General features: G+C 39.9%; 14 protein-coding genes, 1 tRNA gene and 1 rRNA gene. 10 read left to right on the top strand and 6 right to left on the bottom strand.

The window, feature by feature from the left end; genetic code table 11:
* Positions 1 to 225: 225 nt before the first annotated feature.
* The 5 genes from AC0N32_RS19395 to AC0N32_RS19375 form a co-directional block, all read right to left on the bottom strand.
* Complete coding sequence (locus tag AC0N32_RS19395; RefSeq protein WP_476395483.1) at positions 226 to 1,320, bottom strand: thioredoxin-like domain-containing protein; 1,095 nt, start codon at positions 1,318 to 1,320, stop codon at positions 226 to 228.
* A gap of 511 nt (positions 1,321 to 1,831) precedes the next feature.
* A complete protein-coding gene (locus AC0N32_RS19390) occupies positions 1,832 to 2,893 on the bottom strand; it encodes a DUF3810 domain-containing protein (RefSeq protein WP_476395482.1) in 1,062 nt (353 codons plus the stop codon).
* Positions 2,883 to 4,328, bottom strand: coding sequence for a sugar MFS transporter (locus tag AC0N32_RS19385; RefSeq protein WP_476395481.1), 1,446 nt, complete (start codon positions 4,326 to 4,328; stop codon positions 2,883 to 2,885). Before AC0N32_RS19385 ends, AC0N32_RS19390 begins: the two co-directional genes overlap by 11 nt.
* Before the next feature lie 41 nt (positions 4,329 to 4,369).
* Positions 4,370 to 5,098, bottom strand: a complete 729-nt coding sequence (locus AC0N32_RS19380; RefSeq protein ID WP_476395480.1) for a lysophospholipid acyltransferase family protein — start codon at positions 5,096 to 5,098, stop codon at positions 4,370 to 4,372.
* Positions 5,099 to 5,100: 2 nt separating this feature from the next.
* Positions 5,101 to 5,559 carry a GtrA family protein gene (locus AC0N32_RS19375; protein ID WP_476395479.1) on the bottom strand — a complete coding sequence of 153 codons (459 nt, stop codon included), beginning with the start codon at positions 5,557 to 5,559 and terminating at the stop codon, positions 5,101 to 5,103.
* Positions 5,560 to 5,788: 229 nt separating this feature from the next.
* Here AC0N32_RS19375 and AC0N32_RS19370 point away from each other — a divergent pair, with 229 nt between their 5' ends.
* The gene (locus AC0N32_RS19370) at positions 5,789 to 6,052 is read left to right on the top strand and encodes a hypothetical protein (protein WP_476395478.1); all 264 of its coding nucleotides are present in this window, start codon (positions 5,789 to 5,791) and stop codon (positions 6,050 to 6,052) included.
* A gap of 278 nt (positions 6,053 to 6,330) precedes the next feature.
* Positions 6,331 to 7,053, top strand: a complete 723-nt coding sequence (locus AC0N32_RS19365) for a hypothetical protein (RefSeq protein ID WP_476395477.1) — start codon at positions 6,331 to 6,333, stop codon at positions 7,051 to 7,053.
* Positions 7,054 to 7,385: 332 nt separating this feature from the next.
* On the opposite strand, the gene AC0N32_RS19360 is transcribed toward AC0N32_RS19365, so the two are convergent.
* Positions 7,386 to 7,619 carry a hypothetical protein gene (locus AC0N32_RS19360; RefSeq protein WP_476395476.1) on the bottom strand — a complete coding sequence of 78 codons (234 nt, stop codon included), beginning with the start codon at positions 7,617 to 7,619 and terminating at the stop codon, positions 7,386 to 7,388.
* Positions 7,620 to 7,853: 234 nt separating this feature from the next.
* Between AC0N32_RS19360 and AC0N32_RS19355 the strand changes: the two genes are divergently transcribed.
* The 8 genes from AC0N32_RS19355 to AC0N32_RS19320 all read left to right on the top strand — a co-directional run bounded on the left by AC0N32_RS19355 (position 7,854) and on the right by AC0N32_RS19320 (position 23,205).
* The gene (locus AC0N32_RS19355; RefSeq protein WP_476395475.1) at positions 7,854 to 8,705 is read left to right on the top strand and encodes a BadF/BadG/BcrA/BcrD ATPase family protein; all 852 of its coding nucleotides are present in this window, start codon (positions 7,854 to 7,856) and stop codon (positions 8,703 to 8,705) included.
* Between the two features lie 19 nt (positions 8,706 to 8,724).
* Positions 8,725 to 11,019, top strand: a complete 2,295-nt coding sequence (locus AC0N32_RS19350) for an NADP-dependent malic enzyme (RefSeq protein ID WP_476395474.1) — start codon at positions 8,725 to 8,727, stop codon at positions 11,017 to 11,019.
* A gap of 325 nt (positions 11,020 to 11,344) precedes the next feature.
* Complete coding sequence (gene ruvA, locus AC0N32_RS19345; protein WP_476395473.1) at positions 11,345 to 11,929, top strand: Holliday junction branch migration protein RuvA; 585 nt, start codon at positions 11,345 to 11,347, stop codon at positions 11,927 to 11,929.
* A gap of 57 nt (positions 11,930 to 11,986) precedes the next feature.
* A complete protein-coding gene (gene sov / locus AC0N32_RS19340) occupies positions 11,987 to 19,036 on the top strand; it encodes a T9SS outer membrane translocon Sov/SprA (protein ID WP_476395484.1) in 7,050 nt (2,349 codons plus the stop codon).
* 110 nt (positions 19,037 to 19,146) lie between these two features.
* Positions 19,147 to 19,524, top strand: a complete 378-nt coding sequence (gene gcvH, locus AC0N32_RS19335; protein WP_476395472.1) for a glycine cleavage system protein GcvH — start codon at positions 19,147 to 19,149, stop codon at positions 19,522 to 19,524.
* Between the two features lie 55 nt (positions 19,525 to 19,579).
* Positions 19,580 to 19,876, top strand: a complete 297-nt coding sequence (locus AC0N32_RS19330; protein WP_476395471.1) for a VanZ family protein — start codon at positions 19,580 to 19,582, stop codon at positions 19,874 to 19,876.
* Positions 19,877 to 21,308: 1,432 nt separating this feature from the next.
* Positions 21,309 to 22,825, top strand: a 16S ribosomal RNA gene (locus tag AC0N32_RS19325).
* A 306-nt stretch (positions 22,826 to 23,131) separates the two neighbouring features.
* Positions 23,132 to 23,205: transfer RNA gene (locus AC0N32_RS19320), tRNA-Ile, on the top strand.
* Positions 23,206 to 23,227 lie beyond the last annotated feature (22 nt).

Below are 23,227 nucleotides of genomic sequence, written 5' to 3'. Positions count from 1 at the left end.
TCCTGACCCCCATAAAATTAAGCGTGTCGCTAAATGCCAGGGCTGACGGATAATTCGGATGGGAATTGAACTGAAAAAGAAACTCCTGTTTGTCGAGTTTGAGATGATTAATTAGTTTTTCCAATAGCATATTAATATTTTTCCTCTAAAATAAGGAGATGTTTCAAAATAACAAATATATTTTCAATTTTATGTGATATATCTATTTTGTTAAATTACATGGTATCATTTATTTTCAATAAAATCTTGTAAATCTTTTTCTGAAGATAATCCTACACTTGATTTAATGATTTTAAAATTATTATCAATAAGCACTGTATAAGGAATGGCACCATTTAATCTGAAATGCATTTGAATTTTTTCATAGTTTGGATCTTTTCCTGTAATCGTCAGTTGTTTCCAATCCATCCTTTCTTCGTTTAAAGCTTTTTGCCACGCATTTTTATTTTCATCAATTGAAATGGAAATAAATTCTATTGATTCTTTTTTTGCTTTGTATATTTTTTTCAGAAGAGGAATTTCCTGCCTGCATGGGCTACACCAACTTGCCCAGAAGACAACAAGATGCTTCTTATATTTTGAATCTAAAACTGCAGATTTACCTCCATCCGCATTTTCCAAAAATGGAAGCGATGAGTTTTTTTCTGTATATCTTTTCTTATTGTAAGCAGAAAGTTTTTTGTAAGATTCGCTTTCTGTGATTTCACCTTTGAAAAGCTCTAAAAATTGATCGATCTGTTGCGGAGAGAAGCTGTTTTTATTGTCGCTAATCTTATATAGTAGATGATATGAAAAAGGGTATTTTACTAATTTTTCTTTAACTATTTGAAACGTTTTAGAATTAATATTTTCGAATAAGTCCTCATCAATATGATAAAGTGCCTCCGTTTGCTGTCCTGCAATAACAGGAGATTTTAGATCGACTAATCTGGTTTTCTCAGAAAATCCCTTTGGAGTGTTATCAAAAATTTCTCCATTGATAATTATAGCAGGATCCGAGAGAAAACGTGATTGATTTAAAGGGGCTCCTTTATATTGAGCTTGAGTAGGAAAACCTATATATCTGAATATCCCTTTGGCATCTACATGGTTTATACCTAAATACACCGGCTCACCTCCTTTTTTCCAAATGTAAGTGAATTTAAATATTCCATTTTTAGTATTTACACTGTCAATATTATTTGTGCCGTTATCTTCATATAAGTATAACATTCCATCTGGTAAATTAGGAATATTACCTGTTATTATGGTTTGTTTTTTTTCTTGACAACAAGATATATTGCAAAGAAGTCCAAGAATGATAATAAAGTATAATTTCATTGTAATATTTTAAAGAGAAAGAGAGATTTCTCTTATCTAAAAATCTCTCTCTTTGTTTTTTTAGCATCGAGACACTCCTTAAAGCGCTCTATCAATATTGATTTTTCAAAGCTATAAAAAATATCTCCCAATGAGTAGATTAAAATTGCGTTTTTTTAAATTTTCATCAATATTTGCGTTAAGCTTAAAAAATAACCATATTGGAATAATTCAAGAAAAACTGAAAATATTAGAAAGCTTAAAGGCATGTCTCAGAGAAATATATAATCCACCTATTGATGAGTAATAACCAGTATTTCAAAAGAGAAGTAAAGAGGTAAAGAAGTACTCCCAATGATTTTCATTTTTGAATTGTCCTAAATTTGTGAAAAAAAACTTGAAAATATTTTTTTATTTATAAAATATATTGTACTTTTACAACGCCTTGAATGAGGGAACAAGTCAAGGTAATAAATTTTTTTTCATCATTTGTGTTTTTAGAATCGTATCGCCTGATACGATTCTTTTGTTTTTATCCATTTTCGTAATTCAGCAGAAGATCAATGAAATAAGAGTAGGTAATGGCCCCATCCTGCTGGTTGCTCTTAAGAAAAAGATTATTCGTAAATCCGAAAAAATCATCGAGTAATCCCTGGTGTTTTAGGATAAAAGCTTTCTCGTAAGCTCTGTCTTTCTTCATTTCAGGAGAATAGTTTTTCAGGACAGCCTTTACAAAATCAGGATCTTTGTCAACAATATAATTCAGTAAACTTTTTAGCGTAAAATATTGCGTGCTGTAGCGCAGTTCCGTGTTTTCAGAATTTATCCCGATCAGGTATCCTATAAAATTCGCTTCCTGTTCTCTCGCAAAACCGAGCTGATGGGCACTTTCGTGAGCCGATGTAAAAGGAATGAGCGTATTGGGGAGTTGTGAATTGAATTGAGCTTCAGCAGTAAAAGGATTATAATATCCCAAGATTCCGGTAAAGTTCATCACCTTTTTAAACAGGCTTGGTTTAAAAGAATTTATTTCCGGAACATACTTACCTGAAATTTTTTTTGGAAGCTTAGCCTGTCGGGTAAGAATTTCTTTTTGGACGGCGGTTAAATCGGTAATGATAAAAATACCGTTCTTATCTGCTTTCGCGAGTTTTCGGGTTTCTTTACATTTTTCAAGGTATCGCAATGCTAAAACTTTAGCTTTATCCAATGTCGGCTCTTTTTGGGAAGGAAGCTTTTTAATGATAGGGATCTGAAAATACAGCATTCCCCAAAATATTTGATACAGGAAGTAAAAGATATTTACAAATACCAGGATTTTCAGCAAAGAACTTTTTCTCGTATTTTTCCTGAAACAGCGAATGATATGATATAACAGGAAAATACCCGTTAAAATATAAAACACATCTCCGAAAGAAAAAGGTAGCCACGAGAAAATGACCTGATGAACTTTCTTTTGGATTTCAAAAAAATACTCAAAAGCAGAAATCATCACTGCAGATCTGGAGAATGCATAAAACAAAAGAAATTGGGCAAGTAATAAACCTGCCCAAACCCTTTTCTTATATATTGTTTTTTTTGTATTAATGACCACTGCCTTTCGTGATTTTATCAAGATTAATACCCTGAGATTTTAGGATTCCGCTTACCCTTATGGCATAGAAAGCAAGATACGCAAAACAGATCACGCCCACAATATAGCTGAAGTGGACGTTTGTAAGATCGGCCACATATCCCTGGATAAGACTTACGATACCTCCTCCCATAATCATCATGATTAACAGACCTGATCCTTCATTGGTATGTTTGCCAAGACCATTGATCGCCAGAGCAAAAATACATGGCCATAGAGTAGAGCAGAACAAACCTACGCTCGTAAATGCATAAACAGAAACCATACCTGTCGTAAACATACCGGTTAACAACGCTGCAATGCCGGCCACGGAGAAGATCAGAAGCATTCTCGCAGGGTTACCTTTACTCATGATATCGCAGATGATCATCGCAATGATGATTAATCCGTACACATAAAAATGCGAGAGATCATGTTTTGCAATGGCATTTACCAATAAGAATACCCCGAAAGCAAGATAAGGCGCCAGGAATCTCAGGATCTTTTTGATTCCCGCACTTACGTCAAAAGCTTCTACGGCTCCGGTCCAACGGCCGATCATTAATGAAGCCCAGTATAAAGAGATGTAAGGAGCAACATCTTTCGTTTCAAAACCTAAACTTTTTTCCATGTAAGCAGGAAGATTACTCGCTGTAGAAACTTCCACACCCACATAAACGAATATCGCAATCATCCCCATAAAAAGCTGTGGATACTGAAAAGCTGATTTTCTGTGTTCTCCCGGAACAACATCATCCGTATTTTCAGTAACAGTCGGCGTAATAGCAGGCAGAGAAGAAAATTTCAACATGATAGCTACCAAAACGAATGCTACTCCCAGGATAAGATAAGGAACCTTTACGCTTTCCACACTTACGTCAGTCGTTGCCGCTGCGGCAGAACCGAAAATTGCGAAAGACACAATAAGCGGACCTATAGTTGTACCTAAATTATTTATTCCTCCCGCCATGGTAAGCCTCTGAGAACCGGTTTCAGCGGGCCCCACTTCAATAGCTAAAGGATTCGCAACAATCTGTTGCAGTGAAAACCCAAGCCCTACAATAAACAGACCTGAAATCATCAGTGGGAAAGAATGCAGATTGGCTGCAGGATAAAATAAAAGGGTTCCTGCTGCAGAAATAAGAAGTCCTACGATAAGGCCGTTTTTATAACCGATTTTATTTACCAAATCCTGTTTTATACCTTTGGAAACAGCCATATAAATTAAAGAACCCACCGTATATGCTACATAGAAGCATATCTGTACAAGCATACTTTCGGTCTGTGATAATTTAAAAGCTTTTTGGAAAACAGGGATCAAAATGTCATTACTTGCCGCCACAAATCCCCAGAAGAAAAACACAGTAACCAATGGAACGAATTGTCCCCAATTGGTTTGTTTAGAATAATTTGACATATTTGTTGAAAATTTCTGAAAACAAATATATATTATTTCTTTTAATTAAAGTCTTTGAGCAATGTTTTTTTTATAGTCTCAAAAGAAGCCGTTTTAAGCTCTTTCGGAGGTGCAGAAGGGTATAAAATTCCGTTAAAATACACTTTTGCTTTACCCGGATAACCTTTTGAATTGTCAAACGGAAAAATTTCCTTTAATCCGATAAAAGTGTAGATCACAATCGGCGAATTATGTTTTGAAGAAAGGGTAAAAGCACCATCTTTAAACTCATCCAAAATTACTGAAGTATCATCCGGAACCCCACCTTCCGGAAAGATGACGATACTGTTCCCTTCTTCCATTTTCTCGGCGCATCTGCGGTAAACATCTGCCCGGCTCCTGGCGCTTTTACGGTCTACCATCACACATATCCTTTTATAGATGGTACCAAAGATCGGAATCTTCACCAGCTCTTTTTTTCCCACAAAACATACAGGATGGTCTTTACACAAAATACACATCAGCATGATATCCATGATCGAGGTATGATTTGAAATAAAAACATACTGCTGATTCTTATCAAGCGTTTCACCGGAAAGCCGGGTAAGCTCATACCGGAGACCCATACCGTAAAAAATACAGTAGCTCCAGTATCTTACGAAACGGTACGCATATTTATAATGCTTTTTATTAAATGATAAAATATAAACAGGAAGTCCGAAAATCAGCGTAAACACAAAGGCCAGGATCAGAAGCCAGGCTCTCCAGAAATAGTTTAAAACCTTTGTCATTTCTATCCGTTAAAAATTACTTTCTTCTTAATCGAATAATTAAGAACGGAAACCAAAATAATCGCCGACACCTTACTGATGATTTCCGGGCTCAGGGTATACACCATAAGATCGATCGCGTCCTTAAACACATAGCTGTAGAAAATCTGGAAAAAGCCAAGACTCAGTAAAGTTGAAATAAAAGAAACCAGCATAAAATAGGCAAACTCTTTTCTTTTGGAATGTTTTCCTCTTTCAAAAACAAACCAGATGCTCAGGAAATAATTCGTGATGATCCCGCAGCTGGTGGAAAAAATATTACTCAAAGGATAATGAATGCCGTGGAAATCAAGCTCGCGAGGGAAAAACCGGGGAATAGCGGTACTGAACAGTTTAAAGCTCCCGATTTCAACGACAGCACTAAGCCCCCCTGCTATGATAAAGAATAAAACCTGTTTCTGCCGTAATAGTAAATCTCTCATGCGATTGATATAATGTGCAAATTTATAACTATATGTTAAACACTGAAAAAAGTTGTTAAAAATTTTTTTAGATTCAAAATAATTTCTAATTTTAATTTTCTAACCGACGTAAGCTTCACCTGATAATAAATTCATTTTCAACTGTTTGTGTTGATGTCTTTTCTATCTTGTATATGACTGAAAATCATACGATCAATAACCTTTACGCCCACATTTTAATAATATTTGTATGAAAAATCAAAACAAATACAGAAAATTCCAGCTTCAGCAGAAAAATATTGAGGCTCTTGAAAGAGAAAATTCACGCTTCAAACGCGTTTATTCAGAGTATGAAAATATGTCTGAGGAGCTTTGGAATCTTGAAAATTCAGACAATGAACCCGTTCCCGACGACTTTATCAATGCCATGATCCTTCAGACCTCTTATCTTGAAGACGAGATCGAAGACTGGCTCGTACAGTTCAACCATAATAAATCGGAGATACAACAATAAAGACATCTTTATGCATGACTACTAAGAAGAGAGCCCTACGAAAAATGGTTGCTCTCTTTTTGTTTTTGGAGTGATCGCTAAAAACCCATTGGAAAGCAAAAAGTATAAATAATTTAAATTAATTAAAAACCAATAATACAGCCGCAGAAACCCTCTGCGGTTTTTTTTAACATTATTTTGTAGTACAATTCAGTATCACTGTCAAAATAAAACTACAGTACAGAATGGCAAATTCTTTTAAATTTGGCCTTCATTATAAAATTTAATAACTACAAATTATGTCAAAAAATGAAACCGGGCATGCAAAAAACATTGCAAACGCCAAACTATTATGTTCTCACATTGCTGATTTAGCAGCAAAATACAATCCTTCCAATCCGAAATTATTACTGGACAATCTTCAGAGCATGTACACTGCTGCTTTCGAAAGCCAGGAGCAGGTGAACGATTCCTTAGCACCCTATTCTCTGGCCGTGGACCATCGCGAGAAAATCTTTGCCCCGGTAAGCAAGAAAATCACGAAGCTCCGTAGAATGTATAAAGCAACGGAAGGTGTCACCCAGGCCCAGCTCGAAGACTTTATGACCATTGCCCGAAAACTCAAAGGCTTAAGAAAAGTAAAACCCTTAGCGACAACAGATGCAAAAGAAGCGCAGCAGCAAAACTCCGTTTCGCAGATGAGCTACGATCTCAGGGCCAACAACTACGGTCAGCTCATCTCACTGCTTGAGAATACCACCAGCTACAGTCCCAACGAAGAAGAATATCAGATTACCGTATTGCAGGAAGAAAAAAATGAAATGCTCAAGGCAACACAGGCCGTTACAGACGCCTTCATCCCCTTAAATTCAGCAAGAAGCATAAGAAACGAGACGGTTTACAACGCAGAAGATAACCTGGTAGATACCTTCAACAAAGCAAAAGATTATCTCTTCACGATTCTTGACAGCCATTCACCGGAATACAAAGCCATCTCCAAAATAAAATTCAAAAAGCGTTAAAACAGTCAGAGGCTGTCCAAAAAGTTTGGGCAGCCTTTTTTTTCGCCTGAAAATTCAACAGGTGATTTTTCATGCTCCAGAGGAGCAATATCTGTGTAGTAAAAAAAACAATAGAAAATCGCAGGCACGCCAGAGGTGTGCTATGATAAGATAGAACTCCGACGGAGTTCTGGTATAATATGCTGATATCAATCTACACAGATATTGCTCCGAAGGAGCAAATCCTACGCTCTGCTATAAAATCATTATTTAAATCAGATAAAGTCGTGGCAATTACAAAGAACGACTACCCGGACTTTTAGGCAGCTTCTTTATTTAAATAGATGTAGAACTTACAAGTCTTTATATTTCTTAATGCAAATTAAATAATTTAATGATTGAAATAAAAATTTGTCCAAAGTATTTAAGCCTCCGTCCAAAGTAGATAAGGCTTCGTCCGGAACAGATACGACCCTGTCCAAACTATTTAAGGCTTCGTCCAAAGCAGATAAGGCTTTGTCCAAAGTATTTAAGGCTCCGTCCAAAGTAGACAAGGCTTCGTCCGGAACAGATAAGACCTTGTCCAAAGTAGATAAGGCTTTGGCTCAAGTGCATAAAGCATGATACGGAATGCTTATGACACCGTCCAAAACAGATAAGCCTTCCGCCAAACTAAAACACGCATCTTCTCAACTATTTCCTGCATTATATAAAATAAATAAGAAATCCGAAGACCAAAAACAACATATATGTCATGTCAATTATCCCACATCTTAAAAGATAAATTCATAATTTAGCACTCTTAAACTAAAATGGAAAATATGGTGGCTATTGTTGATAGTGGTTCTACAAAATCAGATTGGGTGATTCTGGACGATTTTAAACAAATCTTCCTGAAAACAGAAACCCTTGGCTTCAACCCGAACTTTATCAGCAGAGAACTTATCGTTCCCGAAATTGAAAAAAATACAAGCCTTACCTCCGTTAAAAATTCCATCCGGAAAATATACTTTTATGGCTCGGGATGCGGCGTACAGCAGAACTGCGATACCCTTATCGAAGAACTGGGCAAAGTATTTACCGGTGCAGAAATCGTTGTGAAGGAAGACCTCACCGCAGCAGCCTATGCCGCCTATAGAGGAAAGCCGGCCATCGTTTGTATTCTGGGTACCGGTTCGAATTCATGCTACTTTGATGGCGAAAACATAAAAATCCAATTGCCGTCACTCGGTTTCCTGGTGGGAGACGAAGGAAGCGGAAGCGCCATCGGAAAACAGCTTGTCAGAAGATTCTTCATGCAGAAGCTTCCCGCAGATCTTTCATCCGAATTTGAACAAACGTATAACCTCACCGTGGATGAAGTGCTGAAAAACATGTACCATACCACCCGCCCCAATGCCTTTCTTGCAGATTTTAATAAATTTGTGGTAGAAAGAAAAGAACATCCGTACCTTAAAAAAATGGTACACGAAGAAATGCTCAATTTCTTCGACTATCAGGTGATTCCCTACAAAGAATCCGCGGATGCCGAGATCAATTTTATCGGATCCATCGCCTATTATTATGAAGACATCCTGCGTGCAGCTGCCGCAGAACTCAATTTAAATGTGGGGCAGATCGTTCAGAAGCCTATCGAAAGCTTAGTCAGTTACCACATTCAATATATATTATAATCAAAAAACAAAATTCTATATGTCAAGTAAAAACCACCGCGACGAAAAGAACTTTAATCAGGCCGCGTTAGATTATCATAAAGCCGAACCTAAAGGGAAAATCGAAGTGATCCCTTCAAAGCCGCACTCTTCCCAGAGAGACCTCTCATTGGCCTATTCGCCGGGAGTTGCCGTTCCCTGTATGGAGATTCACGATAAGCCGGAAACCGTTTACGATTATACCGGAAAAGGAAACCTTGTAGCGGTGATCTCCAACGGTACAGCGGTTCTCGGATTGGGAGATATCGGTGCCGAGGCTTCAAAGCCCGTAATGGAAGGAAAAGGTCTTTTGTTCAAAATTTTTGCAGACATCAATGTATTTGATATCGAGATCAACGAAAAAGATCCTGACAAATTCATCGATATCGTAAAAGGAATAGCCCCGACTTTCGGAGGGATCAATCTTGAAGATATCAAGGCTCCGGAAGCATTTTATATCGAACAGAAATTAAAGGAAGAACTTGATATCCCTTTAATGCACGATGATCAGCACGGAACGGCGATTATTTCCGCAGCAGCCCTCATCAACTCTTTAAAAATCGCCGATAAAAATATCGAAGAAGTAAAAATGGTGGTCAACGGAGCAGGAGCCGCGGCCATTGCCTGTACCAACCTCTATATTTCTTTAGGATTAAAAAGAGAAAACGTACTCATGTGCGACAGCAAAGGCGTCATCAACCAGAGAAGAGAAAACCTGACCTCTGAAAAACTGGATTTTATCGCTCAAACCGATATCGATACCCTGGAAGATGCCGTAAAAGGATCAGATGTTTTTGTAGGATTGTCTAAAGGAAATGTAATGACTCCTGCAATGCTTTCAAGCATGAACGAAAACCCGATCGTATTCGCATTGGCCAACCCGGATCCGGAAATTGCCTATGATCTGGCTATTGAAACCCGTAAAGATGTGATCATGGCGACAGGAAGAAGCGATTATCCCAACCAGGTAAACAACGTACTTGGTTTCCCTTATATTTTCCGTGGAGCACTGGATGTACAGGCCAAAACAATCAATGAAGAAATGAAGCTGGCTGCTGTTCATGCCATTGCAGACCTTGCCAAAGAACCCGTTCCTGAAGCCGTTATTTTAGCCTATAATCTTCAGAATCTTCAGTTCGGAAGAGAATATTTCATTCCGAAACCATTTGACAACCGTTTGATTACGAAAGTATCAAGCGCCGTAGCAAGAGCTGCCGTAGAAAGCGGAGTAGCGAGGAAAAACATCACCGACTTCGAAGAATACGAAAACAGCCTTCTCGACAGAATGGGAAGAGATGAAAAGCTGGTAAGGATGATGCAGAACCGCGCAAAAGCAAACCCTAAGAGAATTACTTTAGGAAATGCCGAAGAATACAACGTTCTGAAAGCCGCACAGATTCTTTACGAAGAAGGAATTGCCTATCCGAGCCTTTTGGGAAGCAAAAAATACATTAAAGAACAAATGGAACGCTTCGGGATCAGCCTTGATGTTCCGATCATCGATCCTAGTGACGACGACCAGAAGGAAAACCGTAAAAAATACAGGGAAACCCTTTGGAGACTTCGCCAGAGAAAAGGCATGAATGAATACAAAGCCAAAAGATTCGTTCGCCAGAGAGATTATTTCGGTCCTTTAATGCTGAAACATGGGGATACCGACGGACTGATTGTCGGATTCTCTAAAAATTATGTCTCTACACTAAGACCGGTTTTAGAAGTGATCGAAAAAGATAAAGGCGTTGATAAAGTAGCGGCCATGATGATGATTTTATCTGAGAAGAAACCTATTTTCTTTGCAGATACTTCCATCAACCAGAATCCTACCGCCGAAGATCTTGTGAATATTGCTAAAATGGCAGAACTTACGGTAAAATCTTTTGCCATAGAGCCAAGAATCGCCATGCTGGGATTTGAAAACTTTGCCGCCATTTCCGAAACATCTAAAAAAGTGGCCAAAGCAGTAAGCATTCTCCACGAGAAATACCCTAAAATGATTGTTGACGGAGAAATACAGCCCGATTTTGCCATGGATTCCGATCACCTGAGTGATTATCCGTTCTCAAAATTAGGAAATACTCCTGCCAATACTTTCATCTTCCCGAATCTTGAAAGTGCCAACCTTTCTTACAAAATACTCAGAGGGATGAAGCTTGCGCAGGTGATAGGTCCCGTTTTGATGGGATTAAAGCAGCCTGTTCATGTGCTCCAGATGCGTTCAAGCGTTGATGAGATCGTAAATCTCGCCACCATAGCCGTCCTGGATGCTCAGAGAAGAGAGGTTAAAGACAAAAAATAATCTTTTCACTAGAGAATTTTTAAGTTAAAAATATGTACAACAAAGACTTCATTTATGGAGTCTTTGTTTTTTTATATATAGTCTGAAAATATTATCCTGATAACTTTTGGAATTTATCTTGATAATTTCCCGGATTTATCCTGATGATTTTCTCAATTCATCCTGATGAATTTAAAATCCGTATCGGATGGTGTTTTTCAAGTCTCTTATTTTTGTGGCATATCTTTAAAATTCAAATTAAAAATTAAGTTAAAAATCATTCGTCCATGAAATGAAAACATTAATTAGTTTAATTTGCTATATTTGGGAGTTTTAAAAATTAATAATGATATTTTCACTACAAGGCATTGTTCAGGAACTTACGCCTACTTACGCCGTGATCAACGTTCAGGGCGTTGGTTACTATGTAGGGATCAGCTTAATGACCTCACAGACCCTTACCGTCAATCAGGAAACCATTCTTTTTATTCAGCAGATCATCAGGGAAGATGCACATTTGCTGTTCGGCTTCAAAACCAGATCGGAAAAAGAGATGTTCAATCTGTTAATAAGCGTTAATGGAGTAGGAGCGGTATCCGCCCTTATTTTACTCTCCACTTTATCCCTTGATGAGATCGCTTCTGCCATCCTTTCGGGGAACAGTGCATTGATCCAGAAAGCGAAAGGAATAGGCGCCAAAACGGCCGAAAGGATTATCGTAGACCTTAAAGATAAAGTACAGAAATTCAGCAATCCGGAGGAGAATATTTCTACCATCGCGAATAATAAAGTCAAGGAAGAATCGTTATCTGCTTTGGAAGTTTTGGGTATTCCTAAAAGGATGAGCGAGAAGCTTGCAGACAGAATCCTAAAGCAAAATCCGGAGATTTCAATCGAAGAATTGGTAAAACAAATTTTAAAAAACATTTAACATTTGGTGGCAAATTTTAAGTATTTCAACCTATTCCTGCTCCTGTCTTTCCTGTGCATGTCTGTCATGACTTCTGCACAGCAAAGGCCGGCGGTTCGGGACACAGCAATCATAAAAAAAGACTATCAGCTGGCAGATCCTACGCAGTATGAAGCCTACTATGATATAAAAACGGGGATGTACTATGTATATCCGAAGATAGGGAATACCATTGTGGGACCTCCCACAGCCATGTCTCCCGAAGACTACAAGGAGTTTATGATGGCTGAGCAGACCCGGGCTTATTACAAAGAAAAGTCTGACCGGTACAGCCTGATGTTCAGAAAAGACAAAAGCGACGCCGCCAGAAAAGGATTAATTCCTTCTCTTACGATCAATAACCGTCTTTTTGAAACCATTTTCGGAAGCAATAAAATTGAGATCATTCCTTCGGGATATGTCTCTTTTGACTTTGCAGGGTTATACCAGAAAATCGATAATCCTCTGATCTTACCACAGAACAGGACCAGTTTTACCTTTGACATCGATCAGAGGATCCAGCTGGGCTTATTGGGGAAAGTAGGGGAGAACCTTCAGTTGAAGGCCAATTATGATACCCAAAGCGGTTTTGCCTTTGAAAACAGGATGAATCTCGTTTGGCAGGCCAAAGGAAGCTGGAAAGATCTCCAGCAGAAAGGGCTTCAGGACGTAGACAAACCCAGTGCAGGCGGCGAAGACAAGATCATCAAGAGAGTGGAATTCGGTAATGTGAATATGCCCCTTTCTACAAGTCTTATCCGTGGTTCGCAGTCTTTATTTGGGGTCAAAACAGAATTCCAGTTGGGAAAAACCTATGGAACGGTTGTATTGTCCCAGCAACAGGGCGAGGCCAGGAATATTACCGTTCAGGGAGGAGGGGTCATGAATACCTTTAAACTGAATGCCATTGATTATGAAGACAACCAGCACTACTTTATCGGGCATTATTTCCTGAATAACTATGATAATGCGCTCTTAAATTATCCTCAGATCAATTCCAAGATCAGCATCACCAGAATGGAAGTTTGGGTGCTCGATCAGGGGAACAGCAACCTGCAGTACCAGAAAAGTATTGTTGGGGTTAGGGATTTAGGGGATGCGCCGGGCGTTCTTCCGAATAATGACCAGCCGGGCTTTAATCTGTATTCCGCCGTAAATGCATTACCTGGATTAAGGGATGCAAGTACAACTTACAATGCTATTAAGGGAGCCAATCTCCCCGTTGCTTCCGGTGGAACAGCAGCGTACCAGGACGGCGAAGAATTTATCTTTAATAAAAAAGCGAGAAGATTAAATACCAATGAATATGTATTGCAGCCGCAGTTAGGATACATTTCATTAAATCAGAAATTAAATGATAATCAGCTTCTGGCAGTTTCATTCTCCTATACGGTGAACGGAAGCAACCAGGTGTACAAAGTAGGGGAATTCTCCGAAGAAAGTACAGTGCTGATGGCTAAGCTTTTAAAGCCGAATACTACGGTCAAAACGAGCTCTCCTATGTGGAATCTGATGATGAAGAACATCTATTCCCTTGATGCCGGACAGGTTATTCAGGACGGATTTATCCTTAACGTTTTGTATAGGGATCCGCAGTCCGGAGGTAAATTAAATTATCTTCCGGTTGCCAATAATCCGCAGGTAAATAATGTTCCTCTCATCAAATTACTGAACTGGGACCGACTCAATGCCAACGGCGATTTACAGACCAATGGAAATACGACCGGTGACGGTATTTTCGACTTTGTCAACGGTATTACCATAAGGCCGGAAACGGGAAGGGTAATCTTTACCAAGGCCCAGCCATTCGGTAGCTATATCCAGTCGGTAATCGGAAGTAATGATCCGCAATATGTATTTACAGATTTATATGCCCAGCAGAAGCAGGTGGCCACTTCGAGCAACCTGGCGCAGCGGTATACCATCGAAGGCCGGTATAAAGGAACACAAGGGCAGGGGATTTCCCTTGGTGCCGTAAACGTTCCTCAGGGTTCTGTAAAAGTTTCGGCAAACGGCGTTCAGCTGACCGAAGGGATCGACTATACTGTAGATTACATGTTGGGTACAGTGACGATCATCAACGAACAGGTGAAACAGTCCGGCCAGGCTATCAATATTTCATTAGAAAATCAGCTTACCTTTAATACGCAAAGAAAGCGTTTCTTAGGATTGAATTTAGAAAGAAAATTTAATGAAAACTTTATTCTTGGAGCAACGGTTGTTAATTATTCCGAGTCACCACTGACCCAAAAGGTAAATTACGGACAGGAAGCCGTAAACAATACCATGGCCGGGATCAATTTGATGTATAACAATCAGTTGCCGTTCCTTACAAGATTAACAGATAAAATACCTTTGGTAAATACCGAAGCTCCTTCTAATTTAAACTTTAAAATGGAAGCTGCCTATTTGCTTCCGGGTCTGAATAAAGGCATCAATGACCAGTCATACATTGATGATTTTGAGCAGACCACTTCCAAGATTACCTTAAAAGAACCTACTGCATGGAGCCTCGCTTCAAAACCCGAGAAGAACCAGGGAGATGCTATTTTTGCAGGTGCCGGGAGGAACAATGACATCAGAGAAGGTTACGGAAGAGGTTTGTTATCATGGTATAATATCGACCCAAGATTCTGGGGAGTCGGTGGAAGGGCGCCAAGCGGAATTACCCCCCAGTCGGTTTCCAACCATGCTTCCAGAAGGGTTCAGTTTTCTGAAATTTTTAATAACAGGGATTTCGTTGCCGGTGAGCAGACGTACACCAATACTTTCGATATTTCTTATTACCCGGCAGAAAAAGGACCATACAATGCAAACCCTGCTGCAGAAAGCACGGCTGTAAGATGGGCAGGTATTATGAGACCGATCTCGGTTTCAAACTTTGTAAGTTCCAATATCGAATATGTGGAATTCTGGATGATGGACCCTTATGCAGATGGAAATAATCTCGGTGCCAATCCGAAACTTTTATTACAGCTGGGGAACGTTTCCGAAGATATCCTTAAAGACGGTCAAATGCAGTATGAAAACGGACTGCCTACGCCTTCCGCTCCATCGGTTACCACAAACTCAAACTGGGGAATCCAGCCGAAGCAGCCACCAATCCTGTATGCATTCTCAAGCGAAGGTGCAGACAGAACAGCTCAGGATTTAGGGTATGACGGCTTAAGCTCAGATCAGGAAGCGGCTCTCTTTGGAAATACATTTGTTAACCCGGTTACCAATATCTCCGACCCGGCGGTGGATGATTTTGTATTCTACATGTCTGATAAATTTACAGGAAATCAGGCAGCGTCTTTAGTACAGAGGTATAAATATTTCAGAGGACCGGAAGGAAATTCACAAAGCAACTCTCTGGAGGTGTCTACGCAGACTCCGGATTCGGAAGATATTAATAAAGATTATAACCTGGATCAAAGTGAAAGCTATAATCAGTACGAAGTAAAACTTGATCAGGGAAGTTTAACGCTAGGACAGAATAATATTGTTGATGTTAAAACTGTTCAGGCACAATTCCAGAACGGGCAGACTTCGCAGGTAAAATGGTATTTATTCCGAGTGCCTGTTTCACAATATGTGAACACTGCAGGAGATCATGATCCTTCAATTTTAAATAATGTAAGATTTGCAAGATTATTATTAACAGGCTTTGATCAGACTTCTACTCTAAGATTCGGAACGATGGATCTTGTGAGATCAGACTGGAGAAAATATCCTAAAAATGTAGCGGTGTTCGGAACCAATAGTGTCGCAGATCCGGCTACCAGTGAAGGTTCAACGGATGACGTTACCATTGGTAATCTTGAAGTGGGAAGTGTAAACATTGAAGAAAATGCTTTAAACCAGCCACCTTATGTATTGCCTCCGGGAATTGACAGACAAATTCTGAGTGGAAATGCCGGTGCACAGAGACAAAATGAAGCTTCTTTATATTTAAAAGTTAAAGACTTGCCTATTACAGAAGCGAAAGGAGTATTTAAAAATACCACCCTCGATATGAGAAGATATAAAAAGCTGAAGCTTTTTGTTCATGCTCAGGATCCTACCAACCGTGTTCAGGGACTTGATAAAAATACAAAGTTCTTCATCCGTTTTGGAAGTGATGCGACAGACAATTATTATGAATACGAGTCTGCCTTGAAAATAACTCCAACCACAGCAACTGCACCTATGGAAATCTGGCCGATGGAAAATGATGTGGATCTGAATATCCAGGATTTTGTAGATGCTAAACTACGAAGAGATAAAAATAATCCAGGAGATATCACTAAAAGAATTATGGATCCTTTATTTGATGAAGGAGGAACTTATAAGAAATTATACATCAAAGGACGTCCGAGCTTAGGAAATGTTACAACCATAATGATTGGTATTAGAAATGGCTATCAGAGAGGAGAATTGGGTGGCGTTTCTTTAGACAGGATATTATGGGTAAACGAAATCCGTCTTTCCGAAATTGAAAATGATGGAGGCTACGCGGGGAACGCAAGTTTAAATTTCAATCTTGGAGATTTCGCTACGGTGAACACCAGTGCGTCATATACCTCCGTAGGTTTTGGAAATATTGATTCTAAACCTGCTGAAAGAAATCAATCGACACAATCAGCTTTCAGTATTAATACGGCCGTGAATGTTGATAAATTACTGCCTGAAAAAAGCGGTGTCAAAATTCCGGTAAACTATTCGTATTCTCAGACCATCGAAGATCCGAAGTACAATCCTCTGGATACCGATGTTGAATTTAAAAAAGCAGCCAACAGGGAAGAGCTTAAAAAAGTGGCCAGAACATATACCCAACAGAGAAGCATCGGTGTCGTAAACATGCACAAGGAAAGAATGAACCAGAACAGAAGACCTAAATTCTATGATGTGGAAAACATTTCTGTGACTGCCGTTTACAATGACGATTTCTACAGGGATATTTATACCAAGAGAAACTACAGACAATATCTGAGAGGATATGTAGATTACAATTATACCTTTAAGCCTTGGGTAATCCGTCCGTTCAATAAAATGATCAGTGATACGGCAAAATCAACAAAATACCTGAAGTGGGTAAAAGAATTCAACTTTAATCCGATACCGACAAGATTCTCTTTCAGAACGGAAGTCGACAGGAATTACAACGAACTTGAATTCCGTAATATCGATGCGATTTTAAATGGAAACTATAATGATGACTTCGGGGCCATCAAAAACAGAAATTTCTATTTCGGATGGCAATATGGATTAGGATTTAATTTCACAAAATCTTTAAAGCTTGAAATCAATTCTGCAACCAGAACTTTGAATGATAATGTAGATGTGAATACCATGGATAACACTTCGATTTTCGGAAATGTGTTCAGATCCGGAAGACCGGTATTGTACAATCACAGGGTTCAGTTGAATTATAAACTGCCGTTCCAGTATCTTCCTTATCTGGATTTCATCGATGCCGAATTACAGTATGGGTTTACTTATAACTGGAATGCAAGATCTACGGTTCTTTTGGCAAGTCCTGACGGAAGTTTAGGGTCAATCGGTCAGAATACCAATGTGATTCAGGCTACCGGTACGGCAGATTTTACGAAGTTCTTCGGCCAGTTTAAATATTTCAAGAATATTTCAGCCAAACTTCAGAAGCGCAAGCAGGAAATCGATTCGTTGAATAATGCGTATACCCAGCAGTGGGAAAAAAATAAATATGCCTATAAAAAGTATAAATTTAAAAACAGGCTGACTCCTCTTCAGAGCATGGCATATCTGTTGACATCCATGAAACAATTAGATGTCAACTATTCTGAGAGTAACGGAACGGTACTTCCGGGATTGCTTTCAGCGCCAAACTGGTACGGGTACGGACAGACATTGGGTGGTCCTACCATTGGATTCCTTTTCGGCTCACAGGCAGATATCAGAAGAACAGTGATGGAGAATGGCTGGGTAAGCGACTCTCAGTTCATGACGGATCCTTATGTCCGGATGTCAACAAGGGAATTGCGGGCAAACCTGCAGATCATGCCGATGAATGACCTCAGAATTGATATCAGCGCTCTTCACAATTACAATAGGAATTTTACACATACAGGATTCAATTATATAAATCCCGATTCGGGAACGGCTGATCCCGGTTATACATTTGCGAATGATATGGTCACTTATTCCAATTCTGTAATTTTGCTGAAAACAGCGTTTAAGGATGGTACGGCAATTTATCAGGCCATCAGGGAAAATGCAAGGATATTATCTCAGCAGATGCCGGGAGCTTTGGAGCCGAACGGATTCAAAGACGGCTACGGAATTTCCAATGCCTACATTCTTATCCCGGCTTTCAGGGCTGCGGTAGAAGGTAAAACTCCAAAAATGATGGGCAATCCTAAGAAGGCGGGGCTTCCGATTCCGAACTGGAAGATTACGTATTCAGGATTGAGAAACGTTCCGATCATTAATGGTCAGTTCTCTAAATTCGATATCCTGCACGCGTATCAGGCAACCTATACCGCAACGGGTGTTCAGTCGAGTATTGATTATTTTAATTCACTGAATAATTATAATGCGACACAGAGAGATATTAACGATGATTACATCAATCCGTTTACATTTGCCCAGGTGGGTTACGTAGAAAATTTCTCACCACTGATCGGAGTAGACATGACGATGAGAAATAATATGCAGTTCGGTATCCAGTACAATAGATTAAGAACATTGCTATTGGGATTGGTAAACCATACGCTCACAGAAGATTCAAACAGTGAATATGTCGTGCGGGTAGGATACATCATCAGGAACTTCAGATTGGGAATGACCAATGTACGGGGAAGAGGAAAGGCTAAAGGAAGCGATCTTAATATCAGGGGCGATTTTTCCCTGAGAGACAGCCGAACCAGCATCACCAACATTTTGCTGGATGATTCACAGGTTACCGGAGGACAAAGGCTCATGAATATTAAAATATCGGCAGACTACAATGTATCTGAAAATCTGAACCTGAGAGTCTTTTACGAGCAGATGACTTCGAAATACAAAATCTCAACGGCGTTCCCGCTGTCAACGATTCGGGCAGGAATTTCCGCAACGTTTACCTTCGGGGATTCAGGAGGTTTTTAATAAAAACGAAAATAAATGATAATGTCCTTCAATTTGGAGGACATTTTTTAGATCCGATATTTGAAGCTTGTAGAATTTTGAATACATTTGTACCAAATAAAAAATTAAAAATGAACACACCATCAGAATTAAAGTACACTAAAGATCACGAATGGATTAAGATCGAAGGTAACGTAGCTACAATCGGTATTACAGACTTCGCTCAGGGAGAGCTTGGCGATATCGTTTATGTAGATGTAGATACCGTAGATGATGAATTGGAAGGAGGAGCCGTTTTCGGAAGTGTAGAAGCTGTAAAAACAGTTTCAGACTTGTTCTTGCCTATTTCCGGGAAAGTGATTGAATTTAATTCCGACCTTGAAGATCAACCTGAACTATTGAACTCTGACCCTTACGGAAACGGATGGATCATCAAATTAGAAGTTGCTGAAGGTGCCGATCATTCAGAATTGCTTTCTGCTGAAGAATATCAGTCGATCATTGGATAAAATTTCAAAAATATTTAGTAAGATACTGCCCATTTATTGGGCATTTCTTACGTATATGCTTCTCAGACCCGGCGAAGAAAACCACGAATACTGGTTTATGTTCAATGGGATTGATAAAGTTTTACATTTCAGCATTTTTGCAGCCCTGGGATTCTGCTTCATGGCGGCATTTCCTAAGATCAGGTTTCACTATTTCATTCAGATTATTCTTATTTACGCTTTTCTTACGGAAATTCTCCAGGAAGAAATGGGCCTCGGAAGATCCATGGAAACCCTGGATGTTGTCGCAGATACCATCGGGTGCCTTATCGGATATTTTATGTATAAATTTTTAACCAAGCGATTTCTTTAGCTAACCAAACCACAGGGCAGACAAAGAAAAAATCAACAGATTACAAAAACATCTGTAACTTCACAGGAAAGATCACATCCTGTTTTCACCTACCCAGCCCACATGGCCTCAACAAACAGCCGCACACATTGCTTTTTTCTCATACAGAACCCTCAACTCCCACCCTCTCTTACCCTCAAACTCTTCTACTCTCAAACACTCCCACTCCCAAACCCAGTTTCTTCAGGAGCTTAATCCGGCTCTCCGCTACTACTCCTCGCGCCGACGCTTCCCCATGCGCTCCCCCGCTCAACCCATTCCTTCCCAAAGCTTCCAATTCCGCTGTGGGGTAACCGCTGCGATCCGGGCTAGGGTAGAAGACGCTGTTTCAGCGGTAGTCTTTATATTTAACGTGAGTTCGATGTAACTATATTATTCAGATATCAATAGAAATGGGCTTTAGCCCATTTTACCCTATAAGCATGAAGATCGGCTTTAGCCGAAACCTACGATAAACTCGGCTAAAGCCACTTTGTAATTACAATGTTCAGTTAACTAGCTCTATTTTTATGTCGAACTCACATTGTTAAAATACTCGCCGCAATAATATCCAATCACTAAAAAGCCAGCTGGATTAAAAAAAGGAATCAGTATTAAAGAAAGCCAGCCATTCAGTAATAAACCCGAGTGCTGAAGAGGCGGCCTATCGCAGCGTCGGTTAAAACTGAGCGTCCAGGGTTACGCTAAAACAAAAAACCACCCTTAATGAATCCTCAACACTCCACCCCCTCCCACGCCGAAACCCTCAAACCCTTCCACGCTGAAACTCTCAAACCCTCAAACCCTCCAACTCTGCAACCTCTCAAAAACGCTAATCCCGCCACCCACACTACACTCAACAAATCAAACATTAGTTTAAAATTATTGTCGTTAGGGCTCAGGAAGTTAGAGATTAAATATGAATCAAAAGTAAACTTTATGTTAAATAAATTAGGATTGTATCTGATTAAAGTCCTACTTTTGCCCCACTGAAAACGAGAGTATATTCAGTAGCGCAGAAGAGCTTTTAGATAAGCGGCATTAATTTAAGAGACTACTAAAAAGAGACAATACATCAATTTTAAAGCGCAACATTTTTTTAAGAAAAAGGTTGCGGGATAAAAAAAGAGTTGTATCTTTGCAGTCCCGATTAAGGGAGCGCAGGAGTAGGTTGGCTTTAGATGGATTTCGAGGGTTTGGGGTTAAGAAAAAAAACTTTAAATTTCTTTCAAAAACATTTGGTCATTAAAAAATAAGTTATTACTTTTGCACTCGCAAATACGGAGCAGCACTGACAGAAAAGATTGCTTCGTTAAAAAGCGGAAGACAAAGAAGGTCATTGACATACAATATAACAACCAAGTAAAGAAAAACTAAAGCGTAAAAAAACTTTGAGTGAGTCAAGAACAAACATACAATGGAGAGTTTGATCCTGGCTCAGGATGAACGCTAGCGGGAGGCCTAACACATGCAAGCTGAGCGGTAGAGATCTTTCGGGATCTTGAGAGCGGCGTACGGGTGCGGAACACGTGTGCAACCTGCCTTTATCAGAGGGATAGCCTTTCGAAAGGAAGATTAATACCTCATAATATATTGATTCGCATGGATTGATATTGAAAACTCCGGTGGATAGAGATGGGCACGCGCAAGATTAGATAGTTGGTGAGGTAACGGCTCACCAAGTCGATGATCTTTAGGGGGCCTGAGAGGGTGATCCCCCACACTGGTACTGAGACACGGACCAGACTCCTACGGGAGGCAGCAGTGAGGAATATTGGACAATGGGTTAGCGCCTGATCCAGCCATCCCGCGTGAAGGACGACGGCCCTATGGGTTGTAAACTTCTTTTGTACAGGGATAAACCTACTCTCGTGAGAGTAGCTGAAGGTACTGTACGAATAAGCACCGGCTAACTCCGTGCCAGCAGCCGCGGTAATACGGAGGGTGCAAGCGTTATCCGGATTTATTGGGTTTAAAGGGTCCGTAGGCGGATCTGTAAGTCAGTGGTGAAATCTCACAGCTTAACTGTGAAACTGCCATTGATACTGCAGGTCTTGAGTAAGGTAGAAGTGGCTGGAATAAGTAGTGTAGCGGTGAAATGCATAGATATTACTTAGAACACCAATTGCGAAGGCAGGTCACTATGTCTTAACTGACGCTGATGGACGAAAGCGTGGGGAGCGAACAGGATTAGATACCCTGGTAGTCCACGCCGTAAACGATGCTAACTCGTTTTTGGGCTTTCGGGTTCAGAGACTAAGCGAAAGTGATAAGTTAGCCACCTGGGGAGTACGTTCGCAAGAATGAAACTCAAAGGAATTGACGGGGGCCCGCACAAGCGGTGGATTATGTGGTTTAATTCGATGATACGCGAGGAACCTTACCAAGGCTTAAATGGGAATTGACAGACGCAGAAATGTGTTTTTCTTCGGACAATTTTCAAGGTGCTGCATGGTTGTCGTCAGCTCGTGCCGTGAGGTGTTAGGTTAAGTCCTGCAACGAGCGCAACCCCTGTCACTAGTTGCCATCATTCAGTTGGGGACTCTAGTGAGACTGCCTACGCAAGTAGAGAGGAAGGTGGGGATGACGTCAAATCATCACGGCCCTTACGCCTTGGGCCACACACGTAATACAATGGCAGGTACAGAGGGCAGCTACTATGCGAATAGATGCGAATCTCGAAAGCCTGTCTCAGTTCGGATTGGAGTCTGCAACTCGACTCTATGAAGCTGGAATCGCTAGTAATCGCGCATCAGCCATGGCGCGGTGAATACGTTCCCGGGCCTTGTACACACCGCCCGTCAAGCCATGGAAGTTTGGGGTACCTGAAGTCGGTGACCGTAACAGGAGCTGCCTAGGGTAAAACAAGTAACTAGGGCTAAGTCGTAACAAGGTAGCCGTACCGGAAGGTGCGGCTGGAACATCTCATTTTAGAGCGTCTTAAAGACGATAAACAAAATTAGTATCGCAAGATACGGAACTTACTTAAAGTTTCAGCTTTAGTTTTTTATTGGTTGCTTTATAAGGAAAAGTAAAAAGGTAAAAGTAAAAAGATCCAAGTGTAACAGCGTGGAATATAAAAATTACTCATTACCGATTACTTATTACTTATAAAATATATTAAAAATAAAACCCACTAGAAATTAGTAACGGGAAGAGATTTAGAAAAAGAAGTTAGAAATTAGAAGTTAGAGATTAGTCTAACCTCTGGTATCTAAAATCTAACATCTAAAACAGAGTCTCGTAGCTCAGCTGGTTAGAGCGCTACACTGATAATGTAGAGGTCGGCAGTTCGAGCCTGCCCGAGACTACTAATTAAAGCGGTAAGCATTA

Source organism: Chryseobacterium endophyticum (genome assembly GCF_056333165.1).
Note: the sequence above shows the minus strand (reverse complement) of the source record. Positions and strands in the feature narration are given on the sequence as shown.